This window comes from Drancourtella sp. An57 (assembly GCF_002161525.1).
In the GTDB taxonomy this organism is placed as follows: Bacteria; Bacillota; Clostridia; order Lachnospirales; family Lachnospiraceae; genus Sellimonas; species Sellimonas catena.
The window spans coordinates 54,035-67,683 of the sequence record NZ_NFHY01000006.1 but is presented as its reverse complement, the minus strand read 5'-3'; the positions used below and the strand labels follow the sequence as shown (position 1 = coordinate 67,683).

The 13,649-nt window shown below is 45.7% G+C and carries 14 protein-coding genes and 2 pseudogenes; 6 read left to right on the top strand and 10 right to left on the bottom strand.

Annotation, left to right across the window (positions count from 1 at the left end; all coding sequences use genetic code 11):
• Positions 1 to 5: 5 nt before the first annotated feature.
• The 10 genes from murD to B5G11_RS06180 all read right to left on the bottom strand — a co-directional run bounded on the left by murD (position 6) and on the right by B5G11_RS06180 (position 10,778).
• Positions 6 to 1,361 (bottom strand): UDP-N-acetylmuramoyl-L-alanine--D-glutamate ligase, encoded by a 1,356-nt coding sequence (gene murD / locus B5G11_RS06225; RefSeq protein ID WP_087168327.1) that lies wholly within the window; start codon positions 1,359 to 1,361, stop codon positions 6 to 8.
• A gap of 22 nt (positions 1,362 to 1,383) precedes the next feature.
• Positions 1,384 to 2,340: a phospho-N-acetylmuramoyl-pentapeptide-transferase gene (gene mraY, locus B5G11_RS06220; protein WP_087168328.1), complete on the bottom strand. Its 957-nt coding sequence runs from the start codon at positions 2,338 to 2,340 to the stop codon at positions 1,384 to 1,386.
• A gap of 96 nt (positions 2,341 to 2,436) precedes the next feature.
• Positions 2,437 to 4,161: a penicillin-binding transpeptidase domain-containing protein gene (locus B5G11_RS06215; RefSeq protein WP_087252556.1), complete on the bottom strand. Its 1,725-nt coding sequence runs from the start codon at positions 4,159 to 4,161 to the stop codon at positions 2,437 to 2,439.
• A 60-nt stretch (positions 4,162 to 4,221) separates the two neighbouring features.
• The gene (locus tag B5G11_RS06210; protein WP_242958949.1) at positions 4,222 to 6,018 is read right to left on the bottom strand and encodes a penicillin-binding protein 2; all 1,797 of its coding nucleotides are present in this window, start codon (positions 6,016 to 6,018) and stop codon (positions 4,222 to 4,224) included.
• Positions 6,019 to 6,102: 84 nt separating this feature from the next.
• The gene (locus B5G11_RS06205; protein ID WP_087168331.1) at positions 6,103 to 6,594 is read right to left on the bottom strand and encodes a LapA family protein; all 492 of its coding nucleotides are present in this window, start codon (positions 6,592 to 6,594) and stop codon (positions 6,103 to 6,105) included.
• 47 nt (positions 6,595 to 6,641) lie between these two features.
• On the bottom strand, positions 6,642 to 7,577 hold the full coding sequence (gene rsmH / locus B5G11_RS06200; protein WP_087252554.1) for a 16S rRNA (cytosine(1402)-N(4))-methyltransferase RsmH: 936 nt from the start codon (positions 7,575 to 7,577) through the stop codon (positions 6,642 to 6,644).
• A gap of 24 nt (positions 7,578 to 7,601) precedes the next feature.
• Complete coding sequence (gene mraZ / locus B5G11_RS06195; protein WP_087168376.1) at positions 7,602 to 8,039, bottom strand: division/cell wall cluster transcriptional repressor MraZ; 438 nt, start codon at positions 8,037 to 8,039, stop codon at positions 7,602 to 7,604.
• 246 nt (positions 8,040 to 8,285) lie between these two features.
• Positions 8,286 to 8,537 carry a hypothetical protein gene (locus B5G11_RS06190; RefSeq protein ID WP_087252553.1) on the bottom strand — a complete coding sequence of 84 codons (252 nt, stop codon included), beginning with the start codon at positions 8,535 to 8,537 and terminating at the stop codon, positions 8,286 to 8,288.
• Between the two features lie 107 nt (positions 8,538 to 8,644).
• Entirely contained in the window at positions 8,645 to 9,484 is an 840-nt protein-coding gene (locus tag B5G11_RS06185; RefSeq protein ID WP_087252552.1) for a DegV family protein, read from the bottom strand.
• A 106-nt stretch (positions 9,485 to 9,590) separates the two neighbouring features.
• Positions 9,591 to 10,778 (bottom strand): putative peptidoglycan glycosyltransferase FtsW, encoded by a 1,188-nt coding sequence (locus tag B5G11_RS06180; RefSeq protein WP_087252551.1) that lies wholly within the window; start codon positions 10,776 to 10,778, stop codon positions 9,591 to 9,593.
• A gap of 158 nt (positions 10,779 to 10,936) precedes the next feature.
• On the opposite strand from B5G11_RS06180, the gene B5G11_RS06175 reads away from it, so the two are divergent.
• The 6 genes and pseudogenes from B5G11_RS06175 to B5G11_RS06150 all read left to right on the top strand — a co-directional run.
• On the top strand, positions 10,937 to 11,173 hold the full coding sequence (locus B5G11_RS06175) for a spore coat associated protein CotJA (RefSeq protein ID WP_087168336.1): 237 nt from the start codon (positions 10,937 to 10,939) through the stop codon (positions 11,171 to 11,173).
• Positions 11,170 to 11,439, top strand: a complete 270-nt coding sequence (locus B5G11_RS06170) for a spore coat protein CotJB (protein ID WP_087252550.1) — start codon at positions 11,170 to 11,172, stop codon at positions 11,437 to 11,439. The genes B5G11_RS06175 and B5G11_RS06170 overlap by 4 nt, the downstream gene beginning before the upstream one ends.
• Before the next feature lie 3 nt (positions 11,440 to 11,442).
• Positions 11,443 to 11,649, top strand: a pseudogene (locus tag B5G11_RS06165) (manganese catalase family protein); the annotation flags it as partial.
• 125 nt (positions 11,650 to 11,774) lie between these two features.
• A complete protein-coding gene (locus B5G11_RS06160) occupies positions 11,775 to 12,110 on the top strand; it encodes a sporulation initiation factor Spo0A C-terminal domain-containing protein (RefSeq protein ID WP_087252549.1) in 336 nt (111 codons plus the stop codon).
• Positions 12,111 to 12,351: 241 nt separating this feature from the next.
• Entirely contained in the window at positions 12,352 to 13,248 is an 897-nt protein-coding gene (locus B5G11_RS06155; protein ID WP_255396395.1) for a recombinase family protein, read from the top strand.
• Positions 13,218 to 13,646: pseudogene (locus B5G11_RS06150) on the top strand (manganese catalase family protein); the annotation flags it as partial. The gene B5G11_RS06155 and the pseudogene B5G11_RS06150, both read left to right, overlap by 31 nt.
• Positions 13,647 to 13,649: the final 3 nt, after the last annotated feature.

The window sequence follows — 13,649 nt, the reverse complement described above, 5'->3', positions numbered from 1 at the left end:
TCTCCTTACAGCGATTTTACCAACTCTTTGAATTTCTCTCCACGTTCTTCATAACTTCCGAACATATCCCAGCTTGCACATGCAGGAGATAACAGTACCGCATCTCCCTCTTTTGCCTCACGGCTTGCAAGTGTCACCGCCTCTTCCAGTGTATCCGCAAACATATACGCTGTAAAGCCGCACTTTCTGGCCGTCTCGGCGATCTTCTTTTTTGTTTCGCCGATCAGAATCAGCTTTTTCACTTTTCCGTGGAAACTCTCAATCCACTCATCGTATTCCGACTGCTTATCAAAGCCTCCTCCGATCAGGACCGTAGGACGGTTCATCGCAGTGATTCCCCGGATTGCAGCATCCGGATTCGTTCCCTTGGAATCATTGTAATAAGCTACGCCGTTCTTTTCCGTCACGTACTCGATCCGGTGTTCCACTCCTGAAAATCTTCGGATAACATCCCGGATCGTATCCATCGGGACGCCGTAAAGTGCCGCCATGGCGACAGCTGCCATCACATTTTCATAATTGTGTGTGCCAAGGAGCTGAAGCTCGTTTGTTTTGCACACCCGTACCTCATCCGGATTCCGGAAGATAATCTCCCCGTCCTTTAAGAAAATTCCCGTTTCCAGTTCTCGTTTACTGCTGAAGAAAAATGGAGTCGCATTCGTCTTTTCTCCAAACTCTCTGAGGACTTCATCCTCATAATTCAGTACACAGAACTCTTCTTTTGTCTGATTTTCTGTAATTGCCTCTTTGGCCTTGATGTAGTTTTCCATTGTATGGTGACGGTTCAGATGATCCGGTGTGATATTCAGGATCGCGCTGATTTTCGGAGCAAACCGGTGGATCGTCTCCAGCTGGAAACTGCTGATTTCCGCAACTGTCACACTGGCCGGTGTCATCTTCAATGCTTCCAGCGTATACGGATTTCCTATATTGCCCACAACGAAAACTTCCGGTTTGTATGCTTTCATAATCTCTCCAAGGAGTGTTGTCGTCGTCGTTTTTCCATTCGTTCCGGTAATCGCCAGCACATCTCCTTTTCCAAAGCAGCTTGCAAGTTCCACTTCTCCCCAGACAGGAATTCCGGCCTTTTCCATATCCTGCACAACCGGAAGATCAGTCGGGACTCCCGGGCTCAGCACAAGCATCCCAATCTCATCCACTCTCTCGTACGGAAATGCTCCGATTACAATCTCTGCTCTGCATCCTTCCGGAAGACGGCCTGCCACTTCCTCTCTGCTCAGCTTTTCATTTCCGTCATACAAAATCGTCTCAACACCTTCGTGCTCAAGCAGTGTTACAGCGCCGATTCCGCTTTTTCCCGAGCCAAACACAAGTACCTTTTTTCCATTACCGTCAAACATCTTCTTCCCGTCCTTTCTTATCTTACAGTGCCAGCAACGCAATCAGACATAAAATCGCCGTTATAATTGAGAATACTGCCACAATCCTTGTCTCCGACCACCCGCAAAGTTCAAAATGATGGTGGATCGGGGCCATTTTAAAGATTCTTTTTCCGCCTGTCTTTTTAAAGTATGTGACCTGAATCATGACGGAAGCCACTTCAACAAGATAAATCAGGCCGACAATAATAATGAAAATCGGCATCTGAAGCATATAAGCCGTGGATGCCACAAATCCCCCAAGTGCCAGCGAACCCGTATCTCCCATAAAAACACTGGCCGGATAGACATTAAACAGCAAAAATCCCATCAGAGCTCCTACTACCGCGCAGGTGACCGGTTCGATCCCGCTCTTTGTTCCCACTGCGACAACCGTAAAAAAGGTAGCAACCAGCACCGTCACGCTGGAGGCAAGACCGTCCAGTCCGTCTGTAAAATTGACACCGTTTACCGTACCAATCACCGCTACAAACAAAAGCGGAATGGCAAGCCATCCAATGTTCCAGTATTTTCCCCCGGAAAACGGGATCAAAAGTGTAAGCGGTGTATTGGTGACATTGACAAGATAATAGGCAAATACTGCCGTAACTACAATCTGAAGTGCGAATTTCTGTTTCGGATACAGCCCGTCGGAACGCTTCATCACTACTTTCAAATAATCATCCAGAAAACCGATCAGTCCAAATCCAAGCGTTACAAACAGAATCGGAATGATCTTCGGATAATCTTTCACATAAAAAAGGGATGTAATGACAATCGAAGCCAGTATCATGACTCCTCCCATCGTCGGTGTGCCCGCCTTCTGAAGGTGGGACTCCACTCCCTCCACACGTTCTGTCTGCTTCATCTTCATTTTTCGTAAAATTGGAATCACGATCGGCCCCATAATCACACTCAGCACAAATGATATAAGAACCGGAATTACAAATGTATAATCCATATCTGCACCTCTTCATCCTTTGGTTTCTAAACAGGCCTTATGCCTGCGTTCAATTATAACGTATTTGCCCTGTCTTTGCAAGCTTACCGCCTGCGCTCACTCTTCTTTTTCAATTCCCAGATACGGAAGCACATCATCGAAAATCTCCCTCACGACCGGAGCTGCGATCGTTCCGCCATAATAGATTCCCTGGGGATCGTAAATGACACACATTCCCAGAACCTGCGGATCCTCGGCAGGAGCAAAACCGATAAAGGAAGAGATGTATTTATTGGCACTTCTTGGAAGCGTCTGAGATGTCGCTGTTTTCCCTCCGATGCTGTATCCTTCGATATAGGCATTTTTCCCGGAGCCTTCTGACACGACACTTTCCAGAATTTTCTGCATGGTCTTCGATGTTTCTTCCGAAACAATCCGTTTTCCCTGCTTATCGGAAAATGTCTTGATCGTCCTCCCTCTCTCACCGTCCTGTACCGATACCGCAAAGTGCGGTGTCACACGTTTTCCCCCGTTAATGAGCGAACTGACTGTCGCTGCCATCTGAACCGGCGTTACCTGGAACGACTGGCCAAAAGTCATGGTGGCAAGTTCCACCTCCCCGATATCTTCCAGCCGGTGCATGATTGTTCCTGCCTCTCCCGGGAGATCCACCCCGGTTTTTTCCATCAGGCCGAACTGCTCGAAATAATCGCAGAACCGCTCCGCTCCCAGTCTGAGCCCGATCTCCATAAAAACCGGATTACAGGAATTCTGCACTCCTTCCACGAATGTCTCCGCCCCGTGTCCTCCTACTTTGTGGCACCGGATTCTCCGATCCTCTACAATCTTATATCCAGGGCACACAAATGTATCATCCAGATCGACTACCCCTTCTTCCAGGCAGGCGCTGGAGGTGATGATCTTAAAGGTGGATCCCGGTTCATAGGTATCATTGATACACCCGTTTCTCCACATCTGATTCAGAAGTTCCTGCTTTTCTTCCTCCGAGGAAGCAGATACGCCTTCCGGCAGTTCAAACGGCTCATTCAGATTAAATTCCGGCCAGTTGACCATCGCATAGATCTCCCCGTTTTGCGGGTTCATCAGGATGATGGCCACTTTATCCGCCTGTTTTTCCTCCATCACCTTCTGTGCCATCTGCTGTGCGTATTTCTGGATATTATAATCAATGCTGATCTGAAGCGTATTTCCCGCTGACGGTTCAATCCGGTCTTCCGCTATACCTTCCAGTTCCACTCCTCTGGCATCTGTTGTCGAGAGAATTTTCCCGTTTTCTCCTTTCAGATAGTCTTCATATTTTACTTCCAGCCCGATGATTCCCTGGTTGTCTCCTCCGGTAAATCCAAGCACCTTGCTCGCCAGTTCTTCATATGGATAATACCGTTTAAAGTCTTCATCCACTTTGACCCCCGCCAGGTTCATCTCCCGGATCTTGTCTCCGGTCTCCTTTTCCACATTGGTCTTAATCCGTTCCATGGAGGATACCTTCTCCACCTTTTTCCGCACCTCGCTTTCCTCCAGTTCCAGAGTGCTGCTTAGCGCCCTGATTACTGCCTCGGGTTCTTCAATCTGACTGTGTATCACGGAAACCGTGCAGACAGTCTTGTTGGTAGCCAGCACCTTGCCGTTTCTGTCTACAATTTCCCCTCTTGCCGCTTTGATCTCCCGTTCTCTCTCATGAAGATCTTCCGCCTTTTTCTGATAATATTCCGCGTCCAAAATCATCAGATAGCAGAGCCTCCCGATCAGTCCAAGAATCATGACAGTGGCGGCAAGAAAGACAATCAGTATCTTCTTTTTATTATAGGTTTTGTTTTTCATCAAAAAACCTCACAGAAGTGATTGATATAACTTATTAATCCTTCTGTGAGGTTATTCTTTTTATTCTGTTTTTGTGATATTCAGATATGGAAATGCTTCTTCCATAATATCTGCTGCAAGGCCCGTTGCGAGATAACTTGCTGCCTGCTGCGCAAGATTCGGTTCGTCCACAATTACGTAGATCATGACCTCCGGATTTTCCTGCGGCGCATAGCCGATAAAGGAGTTCAGATTCTTTCCTTCACTTCTTGGCAGTTTTTCCGCTGTTCCCGTCTTTCCACCAATTGCATATCCTTCTACCTGGGCCGATGTTCCGCTTCCTTCCTGCACAACTCCATACATGTAGTCTTTCAGAATGTCACAGGTCTCCTGAGAAACCGTTTTTCTCGCCAGTACCGGTGTTTTTGTCTCCACTACATCTCCGTTGGCATTGCGGATCTCTTTGACAAGATACGGCTCATAATAGTTCCCGCCATTGATCAGTGAACAAAATCCGGCCGCAAGCTGTGTCATTGTCACATTAAAGTTCTGACCAAACGAGTTGGTTCCAAGGTCAATCGGCTGCATGTTGTCAGCCGAATAAAGAAGATTTGATGTATCTCCCTCTCCCGGAAGATCAATTCCGGTATATTCTCCAAACCCGAACAGATGCTGGTACCGGCAGAAATCGTCCGCACCAAGCACTTCAGCAATCTGCATCATACCAACATTGCATGAATTTTCCAAAACCTGCTTTAATGTTTCTGTCCCATGTCCGTTTGTTGCAATACAGGAAACCGGATTTGCCACTCCCTCATAGGAATAAGAGCCGGTACAGACATACGTTTCATTTCCTGTCAGTTTTCCCGTCTCAAATCCTGCCGCCATTGTAAATGGTTTCATTGTAGATCCCGGCTCAAACGTGTCACTGACACAGAAGTTTCTCCAGAGCGCATTCAGAGTATCCAGACGTTCCTCATCCGTCATTGCCTCCTGCTCCTCCGTGGTATAGTACTCTGACAGATCCCTTGGATTATTCAGATCAAAATTCGGGTAACTCGCCTCAGCCAGAATGGCTCCCGTATTCGGATCCATGACGATGACGGCTGTATTTTTTGTCCCTTCTCCTTCATGGTCATTGTCCCGCAGACGCTCGTTCAATGCGAGAATATGTTTTTCGACGATCGCCTGGAGATTGGCGTCAATTGTTGTAACAATCGAATTGCCGTCCGTCGGGCTCTGTATTACACTTTCCGAACTTGATCCGGATGACAGATATCCGGTCCTCTTTCCGTCCGTTCCGTTTAATTCGCTGTTATAATATGCCTCCAGCCCGATCGTCCCAACATTTCCGGATGAGGTAAATCCGATCACATCGCTTGCCAGCGTTCCATAAGGATAAGTTCTTACATACGAATCTTCCAGTGTCACACACACAATATCGGCATTCTGATCCATCTGGCTCTGAAAGTCTCTTCCTGTCTCATAATCCACATTGGATTTCAGTATGACATATCTGCTGTCCGCCTGATCCTGCAGAATCTCCCGGAGCTCCGGCTCATCCAGTCCAAATGCACTTACAAGTGCCTCCACTGTAGCATTGATCCGTTTGTTCTGATATGTCGTTTTTGTTTCCAGAAGCCCTGCCACATCCAGAATCACATTGTAGGAGCGTTCACTTGTCGCAAGCGCCGTACCATTCGTATCCAGAATATCACCCCGTTTAAACGGGATCGTCTGACTTCCGCTTCGCATCTGGCTCATCACCTGTTTTTGGTATTCGTCTCCTTTTGTGAGATTTAAAGCCGCTGCCCTGCCTGTCAAAAAAACAAAAGCCAGTACGATTGCCGTAAACACTCCTACCAGCTTTATCTTCATTTTCTTTGGAAATTTTTTTGGAAAATGTCGGAATTCATTTCTTTTTTTTCTTTTTATCATGTAATTCCCCTTGTCAATATGCTGTTATTTATCCGATGCTTCCCCATCCTCCGGAATACTTTCATACTGTCTGATTTCATGAGTGCCTGCACTCTGATATTTCACGATCTGAGACGAATCCGCGTAGACCATTCCAAGTTCTTCAGCCCTTTCCCGGATTTCCTCCAGATTGACAGAGTTGGCAATATAGTTGTATTCCGATGTATTTTTTTCTTTCAGGCTGGTGATTTCCGTGCGAAGGCTTTCAATCTTTCTTGTCTGCTTATCCAGATCCGCCCGGACTCCCACATAATGGAAACAGACAAATAATGCCGCTGCCACTGCCCCGGCCAGAAATGTCACATATCCAAAGCCGAGTTTCATCGCTCTGCGCTGATTTTTCCTTGTCTGAGGACTCACCTGCTTTTCTTCTTCGTAACCATCTGTATTCTGCTCCGCCTGTGTCTGTCTGACCCGGACAAGATTATCATACATATAGATGTCATTTCCCTGTTTTCTTTTCTTTCCTGCTGCCATACACGTTCCTTCTTTCTGTGTCTGGTATTTCCGTATTCCATCCCGTATCAGACATGTTCAAAAATACGGAGCTTTGCACTTTTTGATCTGCTGTTTTCCTCGGTTTCTGTTTCCCCCGGAAGGATCGGCTTTCTGGTGATGACCTTTCCTTTTGACTTCTTCCCGCATACACATACCGGAAAATGACTTGGACATGTACACGGATTTTCATTCCGTCGGAATGCTTCCTTTACAATCCGGTCTTCCAGTGAGTGGAAAGTGATAATACAGATCCTTCCTCCTGAATTTAATAAATCAATCATCTCATCCAAAGATTCCTTCAAAACTGTCAGTTCCTGATTCAGCTCAATCCGGATCGCCTGAAACGTCCTCTTGGCCGGATGTCCTGACATCTTCTGAAACTTCATTGGAATCGATGCTTTTATAATCTCTGTAAGCTCGCCAGTGGTTGTAATAGGACCTTTTTCCCTCGCCTGAACAATATGCTTTGCAATATTCTTCGCAAATTTGTCTTCTCCATAGTCCCGGATAATCCGAAAAAGGTCCATCTCACTGTATCCATTGACAATATCGGCAGCCGTCTTTGTCTGCCTCGTATCCATCCGCATATCGAGCGGTGCATCTTTTGTGTATGAGAATCCACGCTCTGCCGTATCCAGCTGGTAGGACGATACGCCCAGATCGAGGACAATCCCATCCACCTTGTCAATGCCTAATTCCCGGAGCCGCAGCTTCATATCACAATAATTGCTCCTTACTATTGTAACCTTCTCCCCGAAACTGCGAAGCCTGATTCCTGCCGCTTCAATCGCGGCGGCATCCTGGTCTATTCCGATAAAACTCCCCTTGTCGTTTAACCGCTTACACACTTCAAAAGCATGTCCGCCTCCACCAAGCGTTCCATCTACGTAAATGCCGTCTGGCTTGATGTTCAGACCATTTACGACCTCTTCCAGCAATACTGATTTGTGTTCAAATGCCATGGCGTTCTCCTCCATCATATGATCTTAAATACTAAGGCCCAGATCTTCCATGTCACTTGCGATATCATCGATATCCGCTTCCACTTCTTCACTATGTGCATCCCAGGCTTTCTTGTCCCAGATTTCAATCTTGTCAAGGACACCTGCCAGAACTACTTCCTTTTCCAGTCCGGCATATGCTCTCAGGGCAGAAGAGATAAGTACTCGACCTTGTTTGTCAAGTTCACCATCGACAGCGCTTCCAAGAAAGAAACGTTTGAAGTCTCTGGCTTTTTTGTTTGTAAGTGGTAATTCCCGGAGTTTTTCCTCAAAGGCACTCCATTCGTCGTCCGGATACACAAATAAACAGCCGTCCATTCCCTTTGTTATCACGAAATGTTCTCCCAGACTTTCGCGAAACTTGGAAGGGATGATCAGGCGGCCTTTTGCATCAATACTATGATTGAATTCTCCGTTCAACATACAATCACCTTCTTCCAAAATGGGGATGGCCTCCACCATTTTGTACCACTTCTCTCCACTTTCTACCACTTGAAACCATTGTAAACCACACACCCTGCTTTTTCAAGTGTTTTTTCCAAAATGATTCTTAATAATTTCTTACAGGTTTTCACGTCTGTTAAGAGTCCTGCGGGCTTTTCCCGGAACAAAATAAAAGACAGTATGGATGAAACCATACTGCCTTTTCGCCTTTCATTACATAGGATCTTATTCCGTTTCTTCTGTGCCGCTCAGGCCATTAAGATATTCCTCAAACGCGGAATAATCAGCTGTCACACTTGCTCTCGGTCTGCTCTTTTCAATCTTCTGATATCCGGAAAATCCGATCCAGACAACAATCAGTACAATAATCACTGCCGCCAGAGCCGTCTTCAGACGGAACAGAAGCTTTTTCTTTTTCTCTTCCTTTTTTCTTTTTTCCCTGTTATTTTTATAAGAATCTGCTTTTGTCAGGCTCATATCTGTTACTCCTTTTGCACTCAACTGGTATACATGATAACACATTCACCATGCAAATACAAGTTTTGAATCCTGATTTCACATTTCTTACACAATCTCCGTCTGCATTATACGGCAATGATCACACCGCCATCATTGGCATACATACTGCTGACTCCTCTTGTATCGAGCACAATGACCTCTTTAAGCGGAATCCTCTTCTGGAGCATTTCCTTTACAAGCTCTGCCCGTGCCGGACAGTTGCAATGCGCAATACCGAGAATCTTTTCCTCCGGTTGGACAATCTCCTCCACCACGCGGTCCACCATTTTAACAAGTGCTTTGTTAATGCCTCTGGCCTGCCCATGCTGGATAATGATGCCCTGCTTTGTCGCCCCCATAACAGGCTTGATATTCAGCACCGATGCCGCCAGCGCTTTCAATCCGGTGAGTCTTCCGTTTTTTCTGAGGGTTTCCAGTGACTCCAGAACAAAATACGTATTCTGTCCGTCGATGTATGTCTCTACCGCATCGATAACCTCCTGAAAGGTCATCCCCTGCTCTTCACATTCCATAATCTTTTTTGCTATCAGCGTCTCTCCTACCGATGCAGACCGTGAGTTAAATACATAGATGTCTTTTTCGCCATACTCTTCCAGGAACAGGTTCTTTCCCAGCACAGCACTGTTGAAAGAGCCGCTCAGCTCTGCGGAAAGTGTCACCACATAAACCCGTTCGGCTTCTCCCTGAAATGCTTTCATATAGGACTCCGGAGATGGACAGGATGACTTTGGACATTCACTGCATTTTGCTACCCGCTCCAGAAAATCCGCCTGATCAAATGTCTCATCATCTACGACAAGATGTCCTCCGACATTCAATATCAGCGGAGCTGTAAAAATCTTTCCCGAATTTTTCATCTCAGGTGTCAGTTCTCCGCAGCTGTCTACAATCACTTTATAACTCATTTTTATTCCTCCCACATTCCATGGTGTGATTTTTGCATCTATAATATGTAGTTTTCAATACTACTTTATTCATCATAACACAAACCCGTGGGAAAGAAAAGATATTTTATCTGCGTATTTTAATTTTTCCCGATACATTCAGGACAATCCCCATTTCAATCATCAAAAACAACGCCGAAGTTCCTCCGTAACTGATAAACGGAAGCGTGATGCCGGTCGTTGGAATCACATTCAGAACAACAGCGACATTCAGAATAACCTGAATCGCGATGTGCGCGAACACCCCAGTCACAATAAGAGATCCGTAAAGATCCGGCGCATTCTGTGCAATAAACATCAGCCGGTAAAGAAGCATGCCAAACAATACCAGAACGACAATCAGGCCGAAGACTCCCAGTTCCTCGCAGATGATGGAAAGAATCATATCATTCTGCGGCTCCGGAATGACCATTTTCTGGGCGCTGTTTCCAAGACCTTTTCCAAAAAAGCCTCCGCTTCCGATTGCCAGAAGTCCCTGCATCGTCTGAAATGCTCCGCTCTGGGCATACTTTTCAGGATCTACCCAGGAAAGGATTCTCTGAAGCCGGAAATTGCCGCTGGACTCCAGAAGTCTTCCAAGGATCTGGCCTGCAATCAGCCCCCCGATTACAATTACAAAAAAAGCAATCGCAATTTTCTTCGTCCTTGGATACGTTACAAAAAAGATGACTGCTGCAATTCCAAATACGATAACCGCAGTACTCAGATTCTCCGTCAGGACGAATACACCTGCTGCGGCAAGTCCTCCATACAGAAAAATCCTGAACGCCCCTTTTTTCGTATAAGCCTCTTTTCCAAGAGAGCATATGATATAAGGGATAAACAAAATCACGGCGATTTTGGTCACCTCGGACGGCTGCAGCTGCTGCCTGAAAGGAAGCTGAATCCATCTTCTCGCCCCATTTGCCTCAATTCCCAGCGGTGTCTGAACAAGCGCCATCAAAATAAAGGAAATCACATAAAGAGCCTTGGCGTATCTCGCATAAAGATGATAGTCAATCTTTGTCACCACGTACATCACGACAAGTCCCAGAGCGCTGATCATCAGCTGCCTTCTGAAATAGTACGTACCGTCCCCGTCATAGTCAATCTGCGCCGAATAATAGCTTGTACTATAAAGCATAATCAGTCCAAAACAAAGAAGAAAGATCAGCACAGCTACGAGCCCGTAATCAAAATAGGAATATTCTACTTTACCTGTCATTTTCTTCTGGCGTATCATTCGTTTTCTTTTTAGTCTTTGACGTTGATCCATATCCATTCACTCCATATTTTTCATTTATACTGCCCCGATGATTTCTTATTATATCCGTATTGACGCGGAAAAACAACCTTCTCCCGGAAATGAATTGTAACTTTCACTTTGTTTTCCCATATGATAATCTTAGAAAAAAGATTGAAAGGAGTTTCAGAATGCAGAATTATTATCAGCGCCCTCCGTTCCGCCAGCCTTATAAGAATCAGGATCACACGGGAAAGAGCATCTGCGGCGCGAAAGAAAATCTGAAAAAAGAGTTTCCTGTTGCAATGGCTTATGTCCCGTGGCAGCGCTATATGGAACCTTACCCGGTTTGCAGGGCCTTTATACGGGGGACTATTTTCGAGGAGCTCGACAAACCGTTTCTTGGCAAAGGAGGCTGCTGTTCATGAAAAACTTTCCTTCACGAAAAGAGCTTTTAAACCATATTAACACTGTCAGCTTTGCTGTAAATGACATTCAGCTGTATCTCGACACACATCCGGATGACGAAGAAGCACTCGCCTTTTTTCACAAATATAAAGAGCAGCGTATCAAGGCGCTGGAAGAATATGCAGCATGTTATGGTCCTCTCACCATTGACAGTACGGACGAATCATGCGGGGACCGCTGGAACTGGATCAACGAACCATGGCCATGGCAGGAAGGAGGATGCTGATTTATGTGGAATTATGAAAAACGTCTTCAGTTTCCGGTAAAAATTTCAAAACCGGATCCAAAAGCGGCCCAGATTATCATCAGTCAGTTCGGAGGCCCTGACGGAGAGCTTGCAGCATCCATGCGCTACCTCTCTCAACGGTATACCATGCCTTACAAAGAGGTTACCGGAATTCTGACCGATATCGGGACCGAAGAATCCGCTCCGATTTCTTATTTCTTTTTTGTCTTTCTTTGTCTTTTTCCGTCTAAAAATGTCGTATTTATATTTCCCGGCTTTTCTATATTATAATAGAACATTATGGTGTTGTCTCAGATGTAAGAGAAAGGAGAATCATGGAAAATCTTTCGCAGCTGATTCACAGGCTGGGTATCAATGCCACTTACCGCGGGTATCACTACCTCTACAGAGCAGTCATTCTTGCCCTGTCCAATGAAGAGTATCTTCTTTCCATCACAAAAAAGATGTATCTTGATATCGCTTCTTATTATCATACTCCGGTAAGTAATGTAGAACGAAACCTCCGTACAGTAATCACGATTTGCTGGGAACGTGGAAACAGAGAGTTTTTAAGTCAGATTGCATCCTATCCTCTTGGCTTTAAACCTTCTGCCGGAGAATTCATTGATATCCTTGTTGCTTATTGCCAGGAACATAACATCAGACATTGATCCGGTTACATATTGTTCATGCTTTTTTCAAATCAGAAACATATTTTTTTCATATTCTTCCTGTATATTAAAACACATAGAAAGCAAAACCTTTCTAAGTAAACAATTTTCTTTTTCATAATTCAGCCGGTACATTTTGTACCGGCACTCCTCATTTTTGGACCTCTTTTTCATATCTTCTCTTTTTTATTCATAAATTTCTACAAAACAGTTAACAGGATGATTTTTTTTGTCTTATTGCATGTATCTTAGAAAATCCCGAAAAGATCTGGAAATGGAGCGTCTTCACCCGGGAAGCACACTTCTCCGGCATGAATCCGTTCTGAGATCCCTTGCCGACTCCATGTCTCTCCCCGTCCTGAAAATCTACCGGGAAGTCGGATCCGGAGATACGATCTCCGGCCGTCCCGTAATGAAACAGCTGCTTTCCGAGGTAGAACAGGGAAAGTGGGAAGGTGTCCTGGTTATGGAAATTGAACGTCTGGCAAGAGGCGACTCTATCGATCAGGGGATCGTAACACGGACTTTTCAGTACAGCGGCACGCGGATTATAACCCCGTACAAAATCTACGAACCGGAAAATGATTTTGATCTGGAGTATTTTGAATTCAGTCTCTTCATGTCCCGCAGAGAGTATAAAACAATCAACCGGCGGATGCAGGCCGGAAGGCTCGCCAGTATCAAAGAGGGAAAATACGTCGGGAATATTGCCCCGTACGGATATGACCGTATTCGTCTTCCCGACCGGAAAGGTTTTACACTCTGCCCGAATCACGAATCTCCTGCTGTCCGTCTGATTTTTTCTCTTTACGGCGAAAAATCCTTCACTATTTCCGAAGTTGTCGGTGAACTGAACCGTTCCCGCACTTACCATCCCCGGAAAGCCCCTGCATTTACCTATTCCTCCGTTCACGATATACTGGATAATCCTGTCTATATCGGGAAACTTCGCTGGAATTACCGGAAGACTTCGCCAAAACTGAAGGATGGAATTCTTACTGCACACCGGCCAAGGCAGAACGACTATCTCATTGTCCAGGGTCTTCATCCCGCCCTGATCTCCGAAGACCTGTTTTTTACTGTTCAAAAGCGACTTCATCCTTATTCGGAGCAGAAGAACTCGCCCATATGGAAATGATCTGTGCCATTGTCCATCAGCTGACAAGAAACCTGTCCCCGGAAGAAATTGAGCGTTCCGGATTTGCCACATATTATGTGGACCATACACTGGCTCTCTGGCCTCAGGCCGCAAGCGGAATGCCATGGACCGCCACTGTATTCCAGTCCAAAGGGGATCCGATCACAGATCTTCACGAAAACCTTGCAGCAGAGCAAAAAGCCCGTACAACTTATGATAACATTCTCCGTCTGATCGATGATCCGGATATCATCGCCCCGATCCGTTTCTTAAGAGAACGCGAAATTGTTCATTATCAACGTTTCGGCGAATCACTCCGCATTGTAACCGACCATCTCGACAGTAAGAACTTCTATGCGTTCAACCCGGAATTTGACAATCCGGCCTGCCGGTCCTGACCG